This is a genomic window from Sphingobium sp. TomTYG72 (assembly GCF_055394715.1).
Map to the genome: position 1 here is coordinate 21,867 of NZ_AP027337.1, position 18,089 is coordinate 39,955.

17 protein-coding genes and 2 riboswitches are annotated in these 18,089 nt (G+C 64.4%); of the genes, 5 read left to right on the top strand and 12 right to left on the bottom strand.

Annotated elements, in window-relative coordinates; genetic code table 11:
- Positions 1 to 27: 27 nt before the first annotated feature.
- The 12 genes from ACZ5U1_RS13495 to ACZ5U1_RS13550 form a co-directional block, all read right to left on the bottom strand.
- Entirely contained in the window at positions 28 to 807 is a 780-nt protein-coding gene (locus ACZ5U1_RS13495) for an enoyl-CoA hydratase-related protein (protein WP_464780444.1), read from the bottom strand.
- Positions 797 to 1,867, bottom strand: coding sequence for an enoyl-CoA hydratase/isomerase family protein (locus ACZ5U1_RS13500; protein WP_464780445.1), 1,071 nt, complete (start codon positions 1,865 to 1,867; stop codon positions 797 to 799). Before ACZ5U1_RS13500 ends, ACZ5U1_RS13495 begins: the two co-directional genes overlap by 11 nt.
- A 336-nt stretch (positions 1,868 to 2,203) precedes the next feature.
- Entirely contained in the window at positions 2,204 to 3,598 is a 1,395-nt protein-coding gene (locus tag ACZ5U1_RS13505; RefSeq protein WP_464780446.1) for an NAD(P)(+) transhydrogenase (Re/Si-specific) subunit beta, read from the bottom strand.
- Between the two features lie 3 nt (positions 3,599 to 3,601).
- Positions 3,602 to 3,892, bottom strand: a complete 291-nt coding sequence (locus tag ACZ5U1_RS13510; protein WP_196227069.1) for an NAD(P) transhydrogenase subunit alpha part 2 — start codon at positions 3,890 to 3,892, stop codon at positions 3,602 to 3,604.
- A gap of 283 nt (positions 3,893 to 4,175) precedes the next feature.
- Positions 4,176 to 4,706, bottom strand: a complete 531-nt coding sequence (gene cobU, locus ACZ5U1_RS13515; RefSeq protein ID WP_464780447.1) for a bifunctional adenosylcobinamide kinase/adenosylcobinamide-phosphate guanylyltransferase — start codon at positions 4,704 to 4,706, stop codon at positions 4,176 to 4,178.
- Entirely contained in the window at positions 4,703 to 5,656 is a 954-nt protein-coding gene (cbiB, locus tag ACZ5U1_RS13520; protein ID WP_464780448.1) for an adenosylcobinamide-phosphate synthase CbiB, read from the bottom strand. Before cbiB ends, cobU begins: the two co-directional genes overlap by 4 nt.
- Entirely contained in the window at positions 5,616 to 6,590 is a 975-nt protein-coding gene (locus tag ACZ5U1_RS13525) for a threonine-phosphate decarboxylase (RefSeq protein ID WP_464780449.1), read from the bottom strand. The genes cbiB and ACZ5U1_RS13525 overlap by 41 nt, the downstream gene beginning before the upstream one ends.
- Positions 6,587 to 7,297, bottom strand: a complete 711-nt coding sequence (locus tag ACZ5U1_RS13530) for an adenosylcobinamide-GDP ribazoletransferase (RefSeq protein ID WP_464780450.1) — start codon at positions 7,295 to 7,297, stop codon at positions 6,587 to 6,589. The genes ACZ5U1_RS13525 and ACZ5U1_RS13530 overlap by 4 nt, the downstream gene beginning before the upstream one ends.
- Positions 7,294 to 7,860, bottom strand: a complete 567-nt coding sequence (locus ACZ5U1_RS13535; RefSeq protein ID WP_464780451.1) for a histidine phosphatase family protein — start codon at positions 7,858 to 7,860, stop codon at positions 7,294 to 7,296. The genes ACZ5U1_RS13530 and ACZ5U1_RS13535 overlap by 4 nt, the downstream gene beginning before the upstream one ends.
- On the bottom strand, positions 7,857 to 8,873 hold the full coding sequence (gene cobT, locus ACZ5U1_RS13540; RefSeq protein WP_464780452.1) for a nicotinate-nucleotide--dimethylbenzimidazole phosphoribosyltransferase: 1,017 nt from the start codon (positions 8,871 to 8,873) through the stop codon (positions 7,857 to 7,859). Before cobT ends, ACZ5U1_RS13535 begins: the two co-directional genes overlap by 4 nt.
- A complete protein-coding gene (locus ACZ5U1_RS13545; protein WP_464780453.1) occupies positions 8,870 to 9,277 on the bottom strand; it encodes a DUF1636 domain-containing protein in 408 nt (135 codons plus the stop codon). Before ACZ5U1_RS13545 ends, cobT begins: the two co-directional genes overlap by 4 nt.
- Positions 9,278 to 9,437: 160 nt before the next feature.
- Positions 9,438 to 9,627, bottom strand: a riboswitch (cobalamin riboswitch).
- A gap of 46 nt (positions 9,628 to 9,673) precedes the next feature.
- Positions 9,674 to 10,456, bottom strand: coding sequence for a formate dehydrogenase accessory sulfurtransferase FdhD (locus ACZ5U1_RS13550; RefSeq protein ID WP_464780454.1), 783 nt, complete (start codon positions 10,454 to 10,456; stop codon positions 9,674 to 9,676).
- A gap of 105 nt (positions 10,457 to 10,561) precedes the next feature.
- Positions 10,562 to 10,807: riboswitch (cobalamin riboswitch) on the top strand.
- A gap of 171 nt (positions 10,808 to 10,978) precedes the next feature.
- On the opposite strand from ACZ5U1_RS13550, the gene ACZ5U1_RS13555 reads away from it, so the two are divergent.
- From ACZ5U1_RS13555 to bluB, 5 genes are all read left to right on the top strand, one after another.
- Entirely contained in the window at positions 10,979 to 12,028 is a 1,050-nt protein-coding gene (locus ACZ5U1_RS13555; protein ID WP_464780455.1) for a HoxN/HupN/NixA family nickel/cobalt transporter, read from the top strand.
- Positions 12,025 to 13,077: a cobalamin biosynthesis protein CobW gene (cobW, locus tag ACZ5U1_RS13560; protein WP_464780456.1), complete on the top strand. Its 1,053-nt coding sequence runs from the start codon at positions 12,025 to 12,027 to the stop codon at positions 13,075 to 13,077. The genes ACZ5U1_RS13555 and cobW overlap by 4 nt, the downstream gene beginning before the upstream one ends.
- On the top strand, positions 13,077 to 16,772 hold the full coding sequence (gene cobN / locus ACZ5U1_RS13565; RefSeq protein WP_464780457.1) for a cobaltochelatase subunit CobN: 3,696 nt from the start codon (positions 13,077 to 13,079) through the stop codon (positions 16,770 to 16,772). Before cobW ends, cobN begins: the two co-directional genes overlap by 1 nt.
- Entirely contained in the window at positions 16,769 to 17,374 is a 606-nt protein-coding gene (gene cobO, locus ACZ5U1_RS13570) for a cob(I)yrinic acid a,c-diamide adenosyltransferase (protein ID WP_464780458.1), read from the top strand. The genes cobN and cobO overlap by 4 nt, the downstream gene beginning before the upstream one ends.
- A 70-nt stretch (positions 17,375 to 17,444) precedes the next feature.
- On the top strand, positions 17,445 to 18,014 hold the full coding sequence (gene bluB, locus ACZ5U1_RS13575; protein ID WP_464780804.1) for a 5,6-dimethylbenzimidazole synthase: 570 nt from the start codon (positions 17,445 to 17,447) through the stop codon (positions 18,012 to 18,014).
- Positions 18,015 to 18,089 lie beyond the last annotated feature (75 nt).

Consider the following 18,089-nt stretch of genomic DNA (forward strand, 5'->3'; position numbering starts at 1 on the left):
CAAGCAAGCCAGCGACTGATCGCCTGATCAGCGACCGCGCCACGCCCCCGCGCGCTTCTCCACAAAAGCGCTCATGCCTTCTGCCCTGTCCTCGGTAGCGGTGAGGATCTGGAAAAGGCGCCGCTCGGTCAGGATGCCTTGAGCCAGCCCCGTTTCAAAGGCGATGTTCACCATCTCCTTGTTCACCATTGCTGCCATTGGCGGCATCGCGGCGATGGTGGCGGCGGTTTTGAGCGCCTCTTCCAACAGCTGCGCGGCAGGCACGACGCGACTTACCAATCCGGAACGCTCTGCTTCGGCGGCATCCATCATGCGGCCGGTCAGGCACATTTCCATCGCCTTTGCCTTGCCAACGGCACGGGTCAGGCGCTGGGAACCGCCCATGCCAGGGGCTACGCCCAACTTGATTTCGGGCTGGCCGAACTTTGCCGTATCGCCTGCGATGATGAAGTCCGCCATCATCGCCAATTCGCAACCGCCGCCCAGCGCAAAGCCCTGCACTGCCGCGATCCACGGCTTGCGCGTTGCCACCACGCCAGTTTGCCAGCCAGAAAAGAAATCCTCCAGGAAGAAGTCCGCCGCCTGCTTCTCGACCATCTCCTTGATGTCGGCGCCTGCGGCAAAAGCCTTCTCACCGCTCCCGGTCAACACGGCGCACCGTTGTGCCGGATCGGCATCATAGGCGGCGAATGCAGAGGTCAGATCCTTGAGCACCTGGCTGTTGAGTGCATTGAGCGCTTGCGGCCGGTTGAGCGTGATTAGTGTGACGGCGTCATGCTGTTCGACGATAATGGTTTCATAGGTCATGGCAGGTTTCCGTTTGAGGCAGAGGGGTCCATTCCTTGTCCTGCGGCAGAGGCGCAAAGAGACTATCTATCAACCTGTCATCAACCTCCTCTGGCGTGGACGGAGACCATTTGGGAACGTTGTCCTTGTCAAAGATCACTGCGCGCACACCCTCGACGAAATCGGGACGGCGAATGATATGGCAGGCCAGGCGATATTCGTTCCGCATATTGTCGGCAAAGTCCGTGAAGGCAGCGCCCTCTACCAGTTGGCGCAGGGCGACCTTGACCGCTTGTGGCGATTTGGTTGCAAGCACCGCGAGCTGCTTGTCCGCCCATTCCGACCCGTCCGCCTGAAGGGCAGCAAGGATATCCTCCAGGGCATCGCTCGCGAACAGGCGATCGATCCTGTCCCGCTGCGCCATCAACCGGGATTCCGGAGCGAGTTCATTTGCCTGATCGAGGATGGTCGCAACATCGGAGGGATGCGCAAGGATTTCAGCCTTGAGCGCATCCAGCCCATCAGATCCGACATAATGGGTCGCAATCCCGATCGCGACGCAATCCGCGCCATCCAGACGTGCTCCAGTCGCGGCAAGCCATGTGCCGATCCGCCCCGGCAGCCGAGGCAGAAACCAGCCTCCACCCACATCGGGGAAAAGGCCAATTCCTGTTTCAGGCATGGCAAAGGTCGTACGCTCCGTCGCGACACGATAACGGCAAGGCAATGACAGACCGACGCCGCCCCCCATTACAATCCCATCGATGAAGGCAACGATCGGCTTGTCATAGACAAACAACAGATGGTTCATTCGATATTCGACGCGGAAGAAATGCTGGGCCGCTGCGCAGTCCGTCTTTGCGCTATTGGCGATAAGCGCGATGTCACCTCCGGCACAAAATCCGCGCCCTTCGGCATGGTCGATCATGACCATGCGCACCGCCGGATTGTCGCGCCAGTCCAGCAGCGCCTGATTGATCGCCTCGCACATCTCCGGGGTCAGCGCGTGGATAGCTTTGGGACGGTTCAGCCGGATGCGGCCCACGCCATTTTCGACCGAGAGGATGAGCTGGTCAGTCATATCTTTTCCCTGCACGCGCGGAGCGTCTCCGATCATGATCCGGCGCGTGGTCTCGCTGTGTTTCCCCGGATCGATATTCCAAAGAGCACAGCAGTACCGCCCAATCGCCACGGAGCTATACTGTCCATGCGCGGGCGCGATTGTGCAATCAACATCTCATATTCGCAAATTAGGTCTGCATTTTTGCAGCAATCGGCATGATCAACATCGACGACGCATCGCTCGACTGAACAGCTGCTAGCACAATACTTCTCCCCCAAGCTGCGGGCGAACCCCTATGAAAAAGCCCGCTGCTTGTGGGGCAGCGGGCTTTGTCTTGTGCGGTTGAGGCGGGGTTCAGTGCAAACCCGAGCCGCCGCCCGCCAGTTCCTTGGCGATGGAACCGACCATGTCCTTGGCATCGCCGAACAGCATCTGGGTGTTGCTGTTGTAGTAGATCGGGTTGTCGATCCCGGCAAAGCCCGCGTTCATCGAACGCTTGATCACGAACACCGACTTGGCCCTGTCTGCCTCGATGATCGGCATGCCCGCGATCGCGCTCTGCGGATCATCGCGCGCCGATGGGTTCACCGTGTCGTTCGCGCCGATGATCACCGCCACGTCCGCCTGCGGCAGTTCGGGGTTGATGTCATCGAGATCGACCAGCTGTTCGTAGGGGACGTTGGCTTCGGCCAGCAGCACGTTCATGTGACCAGGCATGCGGCCTGCCACCGGGTGGATCGCAAACTTGACGTCCACGCCCTTCTTGGTGAGCGCCTGATACAGTTCACTGACCTTGTGCTGCGCCTGCGCGACGGCCATGCCATAGCCCGGGATAATGACCACGCTGCTGGCATTTTCCAGCTGCATCGCGGCTTCCTCCGCCGAGGCGGAGCGGACGACGCGGTCGTCCTTGCCGCCAGCGATGCCCGCGACGACCTTGCCAAAGCCGCCGAACATGACATTGGCAAAGCTGCGGTTCATCGCCTTGCACATGACCAGCGCCAGGATGAAGCCCGACGCCCCGTCGAGCGCGCCCGCGACGATCAGCAGCTTGTTGCCCAGCGCAAAGCCCATGGCGGATGCCGCAAGACCGGCATAGCTGTTCAAGAGCGCGATGACCGTCGGCATGTCCGCGCCGCCGATCGGGATCACCAGCAATATGCCGAACAGCAGCGCCAGCGCGGCGAAGGCCGGGAACAGCCAGGTCTGCGTCGGGTCAAGCGCCAGCGTCACGCCGATCGCCACCGTCGCCAGCGCCACCGCGCCATTGACGATGCGCTGGCCGGGGAAGGACACAGGACGGCTGCCCATCAGTTCCTGCAGTTTGGCAAAGGCGATGATCGAGGCCGTGCAGGTCAGGAAACCCAGCAGCATTTCGAACATCAGCGCCCACATGATGAAGCCGCCCGCATATTCGGCATGGGCATGCTTGTAATATTCCGCCGCGCCGATCAGGCCGACGGCCAGCGCACCAAAGGCGTGGGAGATGGCGGTTCGCTGCGGGATCGCCGTCATCGGCATCAGCAGCGCCATCGGAATGCCCGCCGCCGCGCCCGCGATCATCGCGATGATGATGAGGTTATAATCCACCACCTCATGGCTAACGAGCGCGCCGATGATCGCGATGACCATGCCGATCTCGCCCGCGCGCACGCCGCGACGAGCGGTCGAAGGATGGCTCATCCACATCAGCGACAGGATGAACAAAGCGGACGCGACGATCGCCGCGAAGGGTACGAAGGCGTCCATCTCTTACTTCCCCCGCGGCTTGAACATCTTGAGCATGCGATCGGTGATCATGAAACCGCTGACCAGGTTCACCGTCGCGCAGAACACCGCGATGAAGCCCAGCGTCTTGGCCAGCGGCGTCGCCCCCGCCTCACCTGTAATCGTGATCGCCCCCACAATCACCACCGCCGCAATCGCATTGGTCAGCGACATCAAAGGCGAGTGCAAAAGCGGCGACACCTTCTTGATCAGCTGAAAACCAAGAAAAGCCGCCAATATGAAGACGAACAGATAATCTGCATTGAAAGCGTTCACTGACTTATCCCCCTGTCCAGAAGCTGCGACCCGATCAAGAAACCCTGGCAGTCTTCCAATTTCGCACGGGTTCGGAGCATATTGCCCCTGCCATGATCGCTGGCTCCCATAAAATCCCTCCACGCATTATTGAGCGTGCCATATTGATCGAGTAGATCACAGGCAAGCCGGTCAGAGCCATTTATCACATAGTCGATTCGCGCAACGAATTTATTCAACCTCTACGACAAGTAGGGCTACGGGCATCAGCGATTTTCAAAATCGCTTGCAGCCGCGCCCTTCTTCATCCGCCTTGCTTGAGTGTCAGGGGCAGGCCAGCAGCCACAAATACCACACTGTCGCAAGCGGTCGCCACATGCTGATTGAGCAGGCCCGCTTCGTCTCTGAAGCGGCGGGCAAGTGCATTTTCCGGGACGATGGAGAGACCGACTTCATTGGCGACCAGCACCATGGGAACGGTGCAGCCAATGATGGCGGCGATCAGTTCTTCGCTCCATCGGGCGATATCCTCTCCAGCCAGCAGCAGGTTGGACAGCCAAAGGGTAAGGCAATCGACTAGGATGGGGCCAGATGGCGTGCGCGCATGGGCATTCCGGATCGCGACGGGCAGTTCGATTGGCGCTTCGATCGTTCGCCAGCGCGCGTTGCGGCGGGCGCGATGCGTGGCAATCCGTTCGTGCATTTCATCGTCGTACGCCTCAGCCGTGGCGATGTAGGTCATGACGCCGGGCAGGGCTTCGCATTGCGCTTCGGCATGGCGGCTCTTGCCCGAACGGGCGCCTCCCAGCACGAGCAGCTTTTGGAAAGCGGTCATGGGCTGACCCCTGCGATCAGCGCCGTCGCGAGCCAGAGCAGCGCGCAGGCGCGAACATAGAGCGCCAGCGCGGCGCGGGCGACAGCGGGTGTGGCTTCGCCCCCTTCCCCGCCGATCCATGGCTTGGCATGATATTGGCCTTCATAGGCGACCGGCCCGGCAAGGCGGATTTCGAGTGCGCCTGCCATCGCCGCCTCCGGCCAGCCTGCATTAGGCGATGCGTGACGGCCATGGTCGCGCCAGAGGATGCGCCAGCCGCCCAAGCCCGCGAGGCAGATCAGGAAGCCGGACAAGCGCGCGGGGATCAGGTTCAGCAAGTCATCGAAGCGAGCAGCAGCCCAGCCAAAGGCCGCAAACGGCTCCTCCCGATGACCGATGAGGCTGTCGGCGGTGTTGACCGCCTTATAGACCCAGATGCCGGGCAGGCCGCCGATGAGCAGCCAGAAGAGCGGCGCGATGACCCCGTCGCAGAAGCTTTCGGCGAGGCTTTCTATAGCGGCGCGGGCGACGCCCGCCTCATCGAGGGTGGCGGTATCGCGTCCTACGATCTGACTGACGGCGCGGCGGGCGGCGAAGAGATTGCCTGCTTCTAGAGCCTGAACGACGGGAAGGACATGGTCGTACAGACTGCGCTGCGCAAGTGCTGGCCATGCGGCGAGCGCGAGACCGACCCAAGCCCAGGAGCCGAGGACGTGGCGGATGATGAATTCTGCGGCCCAGCCTGCTGCGATGGCGCTCGCCAGGAGGATGAGGAGGGTGACGATACCGCCGAGGCGGCGGCGATGGGGCCGGTTCAAACGGCGCTCGCAAGCGGTGATGATCCGGGCGAAGGCTCCGACCGGGTGGCCGATACGGGCGTGCAACCGGGCGGGCCAACCTAGCGCCGCGTCAAGAATCAGCGCGGCCAGCTCAACCAAGCGCTTCGTCCAGTCGGGCCAGGGCGGCATCATCGGCGGGCAGACCGAAGCGGAGCCAGTTCGGTCGGTCCTCGAACGGGCGGGTGAGGATGGCATGACGCGCAAGGCGGTCGAACAGGGCGGCAGCGTTCGGCGTGTCGATCAGGCGGAATAGCGGGCAATCGCCGCGCGGGATGAAGCCGTGGCGGATAAGTAGCGCGTCGAGGCTGGCGGCGCGGGTCGTCAGGTTCGCGATCGTCTCGTCAATCCAGCGCTGGTCGCGATAGGCTGCGCGGCCGAACTCGATGGCAGCGGCGGAAAGCGGCCAGTCTCCCAGCAACCTGCGACAGGCGCCAATGATGGGGGATGGGCCGAGGAGGAAGCCCAATCGCACACCCGCAAGGCCGAAGAATTTGCCAAAGGAACGGAAGATGAGCAGGCGGCGGTGATCCCCAACTTCGGCCGCCACGCTGGCACCGGGCAGGCAGTCGGCGAAGGCTTCATCGACGATCAGCCAGCCGCCTTCCCTTTCCTGTTGGGCCAGAAGCTGCTGCATTTGCGCCTGCGCATAGAGGCGGCCATCGGGATTGTTGGGATTTGCGAGCAGGAGTGCGGTGCCCGGTGGCGCGTCTTCGGGTCGCTGCAACGGGCGCGAGTTTGGGAAAGCCTGCGCATGGGTGCGGTAGGACGGTAGGATATGGCAGGCGGGCGTCTCAATCAAATGACCTAGCAGGCGCAGGCCGGTTTCGCTGCCCGGCAGTGCGCAGATGTGATCGGGGGACAAGCCGAAATGTGTGGCGGCCGCCTGTTCAAGATCGGCAAGCGCTGCGGGATCGGGGAGGGGTTGCCAGTCTGGAGTAATCGCGTCGGTGCCGGGCCAGGCGAGCGGGTTTATGCCGGTGGAGAGATCGATCCAGGGAAGGCGCGTCTCATAATGCTGACGCGCCGCCGACAGACGGCCGCCATGCCAGTAGAAAATGTCCCTCATCGTGCCAGCACCAGTGCAGCTAGCAGGCCGCTTTCGATAAGTTCGATCCCGGCACCATGACCATCGCCAGAAATGCCGCCGATCCGGCTGCGCAGCCACCATGCCCAGAGGGGAACGAGGATAGCGGCGGACAGGAGGGCGGGAATGATCAGGCAGAGAGCTACAGCCAGCATCGTCCAGCCGAGCAGATGCACCGGGCTGATGCTTTCGCGGAAGCGGCTGGCGAGGCCCTCATGAAGCGGCGGGAGCCAGAGGGTCCATGCCAGCGGGCCGATCCGGGCGACGAAAGGCACGGCGATGATGGCAATCGGCGCGACATGCTCCGCGCAGAGGCGCATCAGGACGAGCTTCGCCAGCAGTTGCAGGACGATGGTGACGACGCCGAAGCTGCCGATATGCGGATCGGCGAGGACTGCGGACAGCTTTGCCCCGTCGCCATGGGCTGCTCCTACCCCGTCGGCTATGTCGCCAAGGCCATCGAGATGGAGCGCTCCGGTAATGGCGACCCAGGCGATCAGGCCGAGCAAGGCGGCCATCCAGGGATCAACGAGGAGGCCAATCGTCATGACGGCGGCGACGGCGAGACCGACGATGATCCCCGTCGCAGGAAACCAGCGGATCGCAGCGGCGAAATCCTTCTCCTCAGCGCGCATTTGCGGGAGCGGCAGGCGGGTCATGAGTTGCAGCGCGAGGACGAGGCGTGTCATGTTACAAGCCCGGTGATCTGCGCGCTCGGACTGTCTCCGGGCCAGAGGCGCAGACTGAGTAAGGCGCCATAGGGAAGGTCGATTGCCCAGGCCTGCTGGTAAGTGAAGCCACACAGCGCCGTCAGCGCGCCACGGATCGCGCCGGCATGGGTCAGGACCAGCGAGGGCCGGTCAATTTCGCCAAGCGCCGCCTTTATGCGGAGGCAAAGGCTGGACCAGCTTTCCCCTCCCGGCGGAGGATGATCGTCCGGGGATGACCAGAAGCGACCAATTTCCTCGGCGGGGAGAGTTGCGGGATCGGTGCCCTCCCACGCGCCGAAGTGCAGTTCACGCCAGCGCGCGTCGATGTCGTGCGGCACCTGCCGGGCGGCGGCGATCAAGTTGGCGGGGGTACGGGCGCGTGTCAGGTCGGAGCTGATCAGGCGGTCGAACGCAAGCGCGCGGGATCGTTCGACGCATAGCTGCATGGCGACGGGGTCCGGCGGCATGTCCATATGGCCGAGCAGGAGGCCGGGCGTCTGGGGCGCGGCGTGGCGCATCAGGTGGAGCGTGAGCGGGCTCATAGCGCGTTAGCCACGGCGGCTTCGGCGAAGGTTGCCATCTGGTCGTGCGCGGCGAGGGCCGAGCGGATGAGTTGCGCCGCAACCGCTGCGCCGCTGCCTTCGCCGAGGCGCATATCGAGGTGAAGCAGGGGGTTCAGGCCGAGCTTTTCGAGCAACCTGGCATGGCCTGCTTCGGCGGAGCAGTGGGCGGCGAGGCAGTGGGCCGTTATGGCGGGATTGTCGCGGGCCAGAGGGGCGATGGCCGCGCCGCAGATAAAGCCGTCGAGCAGCACCGGCACGCGCATCATGCGCGCGGCTAGGATGGCGCCTGCCATCGCCGCGATCTCTCGCCCGCCAAGGCGACGGAGCGTTTCGAAAGCGTCGGCGCAATGGGGGGCATGCAGGGCATGCGCGATCTGGACGGCTTGGGTCTTGCGGGTGAGGGCTGCTGCATCGATGCCGGTGCCCCACCCCGTCCAATCCTGGGCCTCGCCGCCGAAGGATTGAAGGCACAGTGCGGCGGCGGGCGTGGTATTGGCGATGCCCATTTCACCTGCGAAGAACAGGTCGCAATCTTGCACGACGGCGGCGGCGCCTGCGTTCAGGGCTTCGAGGCATTCCGCTTCCGTCATCGCGGGGGCTTCGCATATGTCAGCGGTCGGCCGGTCGAGAGCGAGCGGGACGATGACCAGCTCGGCTCCGCAGGCGCCCGCAAGCGCGTTGATCGCGGCGCCACCTGCCTGGAAGTTCGCGACCATCTGCGCGGTGACGGAAGGCGGGAAGGCGCTGACACCACGCGCGGCGACGCCATGATTGCCCGCGAAGATGGCGGCGCGGATGCGGTCGGCGCGCGGGCGTTCGTAACCTTGCCAGCCAGCCATGAAGAGGGCAATCTCCTCCAGGCGGCCGAGCGATCCGGCGGGTTTTGTCAAGGAGGCCTGCCGCGTCGCTGCCGCTTCGATCGCCGCTTCGTCCGGTTCTGGAAGCGTGGCCAGCGCGTTCTGAAATCCAGCGCGATCCTGAAAGCGGATCATGTGCAGACGAAGCCTTCAGGCGGGGTGCGAACGATGAAATGGCCCTTCACCCCCTGCGGCCATTCGGCGTAGCGAACGACGCCTTCCTCGCTCACAGCGTGGCGCAGGGCGTAATCGAGGATCGCGCGGGCGGCATCTGCGTCCGGGGTGAAATCGCCCAGCACATAGCCGACCTTGCCGGGACCTCGCACATGGACGGTGCAATGGCGCTGGCAGGCGAAGAGGCAGGGCATGTCCTGCACGGCAACCGCATCATAAGCAGGCTCGGCCGCCTGAAGGTCGCGCATGGCCGCGACCAGCAACGCGCCGCCGCGTTGTCCTGCCCCATCTTCCCGCTGATCAGCGGACAGGCGGCAGGTCGAGCAGACCACCACCGACGCCCCGTTTTCGACCGCGCACAGCATCAGCGGCGCACTTCCATAACCATGTGAACATGAAAGACCGTCATCATGGTCCTCCCCGCAAAATCGAACCGCAAACGGCCCTGCCCCGCCCGAAGGCGAGCAAGGCGGTGGCTGTCGTCCGCGAGGGGAACCCCGTTCGTCCGGCACACCCTGTCCGGTCGAAGAACGACTGCGGCAGGCAGGTCTCCTGGCTCACGGGTCGCTGCGCACCGGCCGCCTTCTCGGGGGAAAAGCTCCCCCAATGGCTGCGTGGCCGGTCCACTCACCGCTTACAGTTGCAGGGGCAGCGCGGGCATTACACCCGACTTCCCTTTTGATCCCCGAGGGGAACCTGTCGCGGGGCTGCTGATAAAGAGACGGGGCCAAGCCCGCAAGCGGTAGATGAAGCGGTTTACGTCAGTCGGGCAGGTCACCCGCCGCCAGCACGGCATCGGGCCGGGCAAGCACGACGATCGGCAATCCGGCGCTGGCCCCGCGCTCGGCTGCCAAACGCGTGGGAGCGGAGATGGTGACGAGCAGGGGGCAATTGGCGAGCGCCGCCTTTTCCACCAGCTCAAAGGAACAGCGGGAGGACAACAGCGCGAAGCCGCCATCCCACGACAATTGCCCCCGCCGCATGGCCCCGATCAGCTTGTCGAAGGCATTGTGGCGGCCCACATCTTCATAGGCGAGGCGGATGGCACCATCCGTCCCGGCCAACGCCGCCACATGGACCGCGCCAGTTTGCCGATTAAGCGGCTGATGCGCGGCAAGATCGTGCAGGGCACCGAAGATCGCTTCCCGGCTCGCGTCCGATCGGGCAGTCACGGCAGGCAAGGGACGCAGCGCCTGTTCCAGATTTTCAACGCCGCACAGACCACAGGAGGAATCGGAGACGCGATGACGGACCCGGCCTAGCAGCCCCTCGACCCGGTCTTCCGGCAGCGTAGCCCGTGCGACCAAGCCCTGCTCCGTAGCATGGACATCGACGTCAAGCGGCGCGTCGGATGGGATGACCAGCCGCTCGGCCAACGCAAACCCCTGCACCAGTTCCGCAACATCGGTCGGCGTCGCCATCAACACGGCATAGCCAACGCCGTTGAACTCGATCGCGACAGGCGCTTCCTCCGCCAACTCGCGCGTCACCGGCGATGCCTCGCCGTCGGGGGTGATGCGGGTGAAGGAGAAGGGCGAAGACATAGACGCCGGTCTAGGCGGGCAAGGTGCACGCGGCAATATGGCATGGCAGGCAATCGGACGCGGCCATGCAACTGCCGCTTTCCTTTGGCGGCCAAGCCATCTATGCACGGCCACGATCGCGCCGGTGCCCGAAAGGGCTTTAAAGGGAATGCGGTGCGGGTTGCTGACAAGGCGCCCAAATCCGCGGCTGTCCCTGCAACTGTAAGCGGTGAGCGAGACGCATAGCGACCTTCCGTCACTTGTCGGAGGGTCAGCCACTGGGCCGGACGCTAAATCATGCGAGGCCTGGGAAGGCCATGTGTCGAGCGATGACCCGCAAGCCAGGAGACCTGTCGGCGTCTGGTCGCTCTTGCTTTGGCCCAGGGGATGGCCGGGGCACGGTATTCCGTCTGAGCGACGCGTGCGGCGGGTCCGCACCGGCATGCGTGCCGGGCGCTATGATGCGTCCGTCCGGCGCGGAATGTCGGCCGCTTAGCGGAGGTCCCGTCCAGTCTCGCTGACGCTGACGGGAGCCATGTTTTTATGGCCATGCAATTTCCGGCGCTGCGACGACGCGCCGCTTTCATGTTCGCGGGGCTGATCGCGATCAATATCGGGCTGTGGCTGTGCGCCTTGCTGATCTTTGCGGGCGACACGATGATGCTGGGCACCGCCCTGCTGGCGTGGAGCCTGGGGCTGCGCCATGCGGTGGACGCGGACCATATCGCCGCGATCGACAATGTGACCCGCAAGCTGATGCAGGATGGACAGCGGCCGCTGACCGTGGGGCTGTGGTTCGCGATCGGACATAGCGGGATCGTGCTGATCGCCGCCGTCGGAATCGCTTTCGCCGCTAGCGCGCTAAGCAGCGTGGAGGCGGCGGGCGAGATCGGCGGGACGATCGCGACGATCATCTCCGCCACATTCCTGTTCGCCATTGCCGCGATGAACCTGATGATCCTGCGGTCGGTTCTGAAGACGTTTAACCATGTTCGCAGTGGCGGCGCCTATGCCGATGAGGACATGGACATTTTGCTCGGCAATCGGGGTTTTCTTGCCCGCCTGTTCCGGCCGCTGTTCCGGCTCGTGACGCGCAGCTGGCACATGGCGCCGCTCGGGTTCCTGTTCGGTCTTGGGTTCGACACGGCGACCGAAGTCGCGATCCTTGGCCTGTCGGCGGGGCAGGCTGCGAGTGGGCTTTCGATTGCGACCGTGCTCATATTCCCGTTACTGTTCGCTGCGGGCATGGTGTTGATCGACACGGCGGACGGGGCGCTGATGATGGGCGCCTATCAATGGGCGTTCGTGAAGCCGATCCGCAAGCTCTACTATAATATCACCATCACATCGGTGTCGGCGCTGGTCGCCATCGTCATCGGCGGGATCGAGGCGGCGGCGCTGCTGGGCGACAAGCTGGGCCTGACGGGCGGCGTCTGGTCGGTGGCCGCCAATCTGGGCGAGCATTTCAACAGTCTCGGTTTCTTCATCATCGGCCTGTTCGCCGCCTGCTGGCTGGTGAGCTGGTTCATCTACCGCTGGAAGCGCTTCGACGAGATCGAAGTGCTCCTCTCCAATCAAGGACAGACTTTATGAGCAAGGTTCCTGCTACCGTCATTACCGGATTTCTGGGTGCCGGGAAGACGACGCTGATCCGCCATTTGATCGAAAATGCGGGCGGCCGGCGGCTGGCGCTGATTATCAACGAGTTTGGCGATGTGGGCGTCGATGGGTCGCTGGTGAAGGGGTGCGGCGATGAGGCTTGCCCGGATGACGACATTATCGAGCTGGCCAATGGCTGCATCTGCTGCACTGTTGCGGACGATTTCCTGCCGACGATGCAGCGGCTGCTGGACCGGGATGTGCCGCCCGATCATATCATCATCGAGACGTCGGGGCTTGCCCTGCCCAAGCCGTTGGTGAAGGCGTTCCAATGGCCTGACATCCGGACGCGGGCGACGGTGGATGGCGTCATTGCCCTGGTCGATGCGGACGCTCTGGCGGCGGGGCGCTTTGCGCATGACGAGGCGGCATTGGCTGCGGCGCGGGCGGCTGACCCGACGCTCGACCATGACAGCCCGATCGAGGAATTGTTTGAGGATCAGCTGGCCTGTGCCGACCTGGTGCTGCTGAACAAGACCGATCTGGTTGCGCCGGACGGGCTGGTGGAACTGGAGCAGCAGCTGGGCGGCGAGGTGCGGCCGGGCGTGCGCATCGTCCGCACGGCGCGCGGGGAGATCGACCCTGCCATCCTGCTGGGCCTGGGCGCGGGTGTGGAGGAGCAGATTGACGGGCGCCGGTCCCATCATGACGATGAGGACGATCATGATCATGAGGATTTCGACAGCTTCGTCGTGGAACTGGGGGAATTGGGCAATCCTGCGCCGCTGCTGGAGGCGTTGGGGCGCGTTATCGCCGATCATGACATATTGCGGGTGAAGGGCTTCGTGGCCATTGCGGGTCGCCCGGCGCGGCTGGTCATTCAGGCGGTCGGGCCACGTATCCAGCATCATTATGACCGGCACTGGCAGGCGGGCGAAGCGCGCGCTTCGCGGCTGGTGGTGATCGGTCAGGCCGGGCTGGATCGCGCGGCGATCGAAGGCGCGCTTTCAAAGCAGCTGGCAGGGCAGATGGCGGGCGCCTGATGCATCTGCTGACCGCCACGCCGGGGACCGTTTCGAACGGGGACGAAGCAATCGACCTTGGCCAGTCGCCGGGCGACATCGTGCTGCTGACCGTGGCGGACAGCGACCTTGCCTGCTTTGCGAGCGCGGCGGCGATCCTGGGGGATGGCGCGCCGGTGATCCGGCTGGCCAACCTGCTGCAATTGAAGCATCCCTATTCGGTCGACCTATATGTCGAACAGGTGATTTCGCGTGCGAAGTTCGTGTGCGTGGTGCTGTTAGGGGGCAAGAGCTATTGGCCCTATGGCATTGAGGAAATTGCCAATGTTGCGCGGGAAAAGGGCATCGCCTTTGCCGCGATCGCGGACGGGCGGGAGGATGATCCGGAACTGCGCGCCGCCTCTACCCTGCCGCCGGAGATATGCGATCGGCTGCGCGATTATCTGCGGCAGGGGGGCGTCGCCAATGCCACGGCCTTCCTGAAGACGGCCGCGCGGATCGCGGGGCTGGACGCGGGGGTGGCTGACCCGCCGGTGCCGGTCGCGGACGCCGGATTATATTTGCCCGGCGTGGAACGTCCGGTGCTGGATCAGGTGAAGGCTGGCTGGACAGAGGGGCAGCCGGTGGTGCTGTTCCTTTTCTATCGTGCGCTGATGATCGCGGGGACACTGGAAGCGGTGGACGCGATGATCGGCGGGCTGCGGGAAGCTGGCCTGAATGTGCTGGCGGTGCATGTGCGGGCGTTGCGGGAACCCTTTGCGCGGGACTTTCTGCAAGGGGTGATGGCGACGGTTCGGCCTGACGTCATCCTGAACGCCACCGCCTTTGCCGCGTCCGCGCCGGGCGAGCCGCGCACACCGTCGATATTGGAGCAAGCGGACTGCCCCGTCCTTCAGACATTGTTCGCCAGTGCGGAACAGTCGGTGTGGCAGGACAGCGCACGAGGACTGGGGCCGCGCGATCTGGCGATGCATATTGCCTTGCCCGAGGTGGACGGGCGGATCTTCACGCGGGCGGTCGCTTTCAAGGCGGCGGCGCGCTTTGATGCGCGGACGGAATGCAGCATAGTCGTGCCGCAGGTGCTTTTGGATCGTGTAAGGTTCGTTGCGCAACTCTCTGCCAATTGGGCGAAATTGGCGCAGGCGTCCGTTGAAGATAGGCGGGTTGCCCTGGTGCTTGCCAATTATCCGAACCGGGATGGGCGGATCGGCAATGGCGTGGGGCTGGACACGCCGGAAAGCGCGGCGGCGATCCTGCGGGCGTTGGGTGAGGCTGGCTATGTGATTGGCGATGCGCCTACCGATGGCGCGGCGCTGATGCGGCATATGACGGGCAGCGAGGAGCGATGCGCGCTGCCGCTGGCGGATTATCACGCGGCGTTCGCGGGCTTGCCCGAAGGCGTGCGGCGGGCCGTGACGGAACGGTGGGGCGAGCCGGAGGGCGATCCATTTTGCGAGGGCGGGGCCTTTCGCCTGCGCGTGCATCGCTTTGGCCATGTCGCGGTCGCGGTGCAGCCGTCGCGTGGCTATGACGTCGATCCCAAGAGCAGCTATCATGATCCGGCGCTGCCACCGCCTCATGCCTATCTCGCCTTTCACATCTGGCTGGCGCAGGCATTTGGCGCGCATGCGGTGGTGCATGTGGGCAAGCACGGCAATCTGGAATGGCTGCCGGGCAAGGCGATCGCGCTGTCGGAGAATTGCTTTCCCGAAATCTGCGCCGGGCCGGTGCCGCAAATCTATCCCTTCATCGTCAACGATCCGGGCGAAGGGACGCAGGCCAAGCGGCGGATCGGCGCCTGCATCATCGACCATCTGACGCCGCCGCTGACCCGCGCAGAAACCTATGGGCCGCTGAAGGAATTGGAGGCGCTGGTCGATGAATATTATCTGGCGGCGGGGATGGACCCGCGCAGGCTGGAGACTTTGCGGCGGGACATATTGGCGCTGGCGGCGGCGCAGGGGCTGGACAAGGACGCAGGGGCGCAAGGCAGCGGAGACGATGCCTTGGCGGCGATCGACAACTATCTGTGCGAACTCAAGGAAATGCAGATTCGGGACGGGCTGCATGTCTTTACCCGGTCGCCTGAAGGGGCGCTGCGCCGCGACCTGCTGATCGCGCTGGCCCGCTGTCCGAGGGGGCTGGATGACGGGCAGCAGTCACTGATGCGGGCGCTGGCGGATGATCTGGGGCTGGGTTTCGATCCGATCGATGGCGGGATGGGGATGCCTTGGGAAGGGCCGAGGCCGGAGGCGCTGGCGGGGATGACGCCGGACGTCTGGCGTAGCACGGGGGATACGGTCGAGCGGCTGGAGCTTTATGCCATGCGGTTGATCGACAGGCGCGAGGCCGCGCCGGGGCCGTCGAGCGCGCGCGTTCTGGAGGTGATACGCAGCGACCTTGCGCCCCGCGTGGATGCGTGTGGAGGGGCAGAGAAGGCTGCGCTTCTACAGGCACTCGATGGGCGGTTCGTGTTGCCCGGTCCTTCCGGCGCGCCGACGCGGGGGCGGCCCGATGTGCTGCCGACGGGGCGGAATTTCTATTCGGTCGATACGCGCGCGGTGCCAACCGTGGCCGCGTGGAATCTGGGCCAGCGATCGGCGGAGCTGGTCGTGCAGGACTATCTTCAGCGGGAGGGGGATTATCCCCGCGCCATTGCGCTCTCCGCATGGGGCACGGCGAACATGCGCACGGGCGGCGACGACATCGCACAGGCGCTGGCGTTGATGGGCGTGCGGCCGCGATGGGAGTGGGCTTCGGGTCGGGTTGTAGGCTTTGAAGTCATGACGATCGCGGAGCTGAACCGGCCGCGCGTGGATGTGACGTTGCGCGTGTCAGGTTTCTTTCGCGACGCCTTCCCCGAACAGATCGACCTGATCGACAGCGCCGCCCGTGCCGTCATGGCGCTGGACGAGCCGGACGAGGATAATCCGGCGGCGGCTCGTCACCGGACGGAGGCTGCCGCGCTCATTGCGGAGGGGGCGCCTGAGAAGGCCGCGCTGCGGCGCGCGGGGGCTCGCGTCTTTGGGTCTAAGCCGGGCGCATATGGCGCGGGGTTGCAGGCGATGATCGATGAGCGGCTGTGGCATGACCGGGCGGATTTGGCGAACGTCTATCTCGACTGGGGCAGCCACGCCTATGGCGGCGGGATCGAGGGCGATGTAGAGCGCGACCTGTTCGCCCGGCGGCTGGGCGAGGCCGACGCGCTGATCCAGAATCAGGATAATCGCGAACATGACCTGCTCGACAGCGACGACTATTATCAGTTCGAAGGCGGCATCGCGGCGGCGGTCGAGCATCTGTCGGGGCGCATGCCGCTCAGCTATCATAATGACCATAGCCGACCCGAACGCCCCGTCGTCCGGACGCTGGAGGATGAGATCGGCCGGGTAGTGCGGGCGCGTGTCACCAATCCCAAATGGATCGCGGGCATGATGCGCCACGGCTACAAGGGCGCGTTCGAGATTGCCGCTTCGGTCGATTATCTCTTCGCCTTCGCCGCCACGACCCATGGCGTGAAGGACCATCATTTCGACGCCGTCCACGCCGCCTTCATCGAGGATGACGCCGTGCGCGCCTTCATGAGCCAAGCCAACCCCGCCGCGCTGCGCGAGACCGCCGCGCGCCTCCACGAAGCGCTGGACCGGGGGCTGTGGCGGCCACGGTCGAACAGCGCGGCCATGATCCTTGCCCAACTGAAGGAAGACCGCCCATGATCGAACGCACGCCGGAACAACATGCGGAGAAGATGAAGAAGAAGCAGGCCGCCCATGACAAGATCATGGCGACCAAGACGCAGGAAAAGGGCCTGCTGATCGTCCATACCGGCAAGGGCAAGGGCAAGACCACCGCCGCGCTGGGCATGGTCGTGCGCGCCATCGGTCATGGCAAGAAGGTCGGCGTCGTCCAGTTTGTGAAAGGCGCGATGACCACCGGAGAAAAAGTGGTGTTCGATGCGTTTCCGGACAATGTCATATTCAAGCCGATGGGCGAAGGCTTCACCTGGAACACGCAGGACAAGACCCGTGACATTGCGCTCGCCCGTGAAGCGTGGGACGAGGTAAAGCGGATGATCGCCGATCCTGCCTATGATATGGTGCTGGCAGATGAGCTTAATATCGTCCTGCGCTACGATTATCTGCCCGTTGATGAGGTGCTTGAGGCCGTGGGGAGCAGGGACGAGATGAAACATGTCATCATCACCGGCCGCAACGCGCCCGAGGCTCTGATGGAGGCGGCGGACCTCGTGACAGAGATGACGCTGGTCAAACACCCCTTCCGCAGCGGCGTGAAGGCGCAGGCAGGGATTGAATTCTGACATGAGCGGACCCGCTATCACCCCGATTGACAGCGCGCAGTTCGAGGCGCTGGTGCGGGCGCGGCGGGACATTCGCCATTTCAGGACCGACCCGATCGACGAGGCGGATGTCGAATGGCTGCTGAGCATGGCACATCGCGCGCCGTCGGTGGGATTGTCGCAGCCTTGGCGCTTTGTGCGGATCGAAACGGCGGAGTTGCGCGAGGGGCTGGCCTGCCATGTCGACCGCCAGGTGCGGGAAGCGGGCAAGGAATATGACGGTGATCAGGACCGGCTCTATCGCAGCCTGAAACTGCATGGGCTGCGTGAGGCGCCGGTGCTGTTTGCCGTCTATTGCGACGATGGAACGGAGACCGGCCATCATCTGGGCGCGGTCACCATGCCCGAGGCACGGCGCTATAGCTGCGTCATGGCGGTGCATACGCTCTGGCTGGCGGCGCAGACGCGGCGGATCGGCATGGGGTGGGTGTCGATCGTGGAGCCGGAAGGCGTAAACGCGATGCTGGATATTCCGGCGGGCTGGGCGTGCCTGGGGCTGCTGTGCCTTGGGCGGCCGGTCAGCGAGGAGGATGTGCCCGAGCTGGAACGGCGGGGATGGGAACAGCGGACGGATTGGCATTCGGTCGTAGTGCGGCGTTAGGGATTACGCCCACACCCCTGCCCGTTCGGGCTGAGCCTGTCGAAGCCCACTCCTTCTTGAAAGAAAGTGAAGCCC

What these genes read in the sequence shown, in the direction of transcription:
- ACZ5U1_RS13495 (WP_464780444.1), bottom strand. Translation starts at nt 807, where the DNA reads ATGACCTATGAAACCATTATCGTCGAACAGCATGACGCCGTCACACTA.
- ACZ5U1_RS13500 (WP_464780445.1), bottom strand. Translation starts at nt 1,867, where the DNA reads ATGACTGACCAGCTCATCCTCTCGGTCGAAAATGGCGTGGGCCGCATC.
- ACZ5U1_RS13505 (WP_464780446.1), bottom strand. Translation starts at nt 3,598, where the DNA reads ATGGACGCCTTCGTACCCTTCGCGGCGATCGTCGCGTCCGCTTTGTTC.
- cobU (WP_464780447.1), bottom strand. Translation starts at nt 4,706, where the DNA reads ATGACCGCTTTCCAAAAGCTGCTCGTGCTGGGAGGCGCCCGTTCGGGC.
- cbiB (WP_464780448.1), bottom strand. Translation starts at nt 5,656, where the DNA reads ATGATGCCGCCCTGGCCCGACTGGACGAAGCGCTTGGTTGAGCTGGCC.
- ACZ5U1_RS13525 (WP_464780449.1), bottom strand. Translation starts at nt 6,590, where the DNA reads ATGAGGGACATTTTCTACTGGCATGGCGGCCGTCTGTCGGCGGCGCGT.
- ACZ5U1_RS13530 (WP_464780450.1), bottom strand. Translation starts at nt 7,297, where the DNA reads ATGACACGCCTCGTCCTCGCGCTGCAACTCATGACCCGCCTGCCGCTC.
- ACZ5U1_RS13535 (WP_464780451.1), bottom strand. Translation starts at nt 7,860, where the DNA reads ATGAGCCCGCTCACGCTCCACCTGATGCGCCACGCCGCGCCCCAGACG.
- cobT (WP_464780452.1), bottom strand. Translation starts at nt 8,873, where the DNA reads ATGATCCGCTTTCAGGATCGCGCTGGATTTCAGAACGCGCTGGCCACG.
- ACZ5U1_RS13545 (WP_464780453.1), bottom strand. Translation starts at nt 9,277, where the DNA reads ATGCTGTGCGCGGTCGAAAACGGGGCGTCGGTGGTGGTCTGCTCGACC.
- ACZ5U1_RS13550 (WP_464780454.1), bottom strand. Translation starts at nt 10,456, where the DNA reads ATGTCTTCGCCCTTCTCCTTCACCCGCATCACCCCCGACGGCGAGGCA.
- ACZ5U1_RS13555 (WP_464780455.1), top strand. Translation starts at nt 10,979, where the DNA reads ATGGCCATGCAATTTCCGGCGCTGCGACGACGCGCCGCTTTCATGTTC.
- cobW (WP_464780456.1), top strand. Translation starts at nt 12,025, where the DNA reads ATGAGCAAGGTTCCTGCTACCGTCATTACCGGATTTCTGGGTGCCGGG.
- cobN (WP_464780457.1), top strand. Translation starts at nt 13,077, where the DNA reads ATGCATCTGCTGACCGCCACGCCGGGGACCGTTTCGAACGGGGACGAA.
- cobO (WP_464780458.1), top strand. Translation starts at nt 16,769, where the DNA reads ATGATCGAACGCACGCCGGAACAACATGCGGAGAAGATGAAGAAGAAG.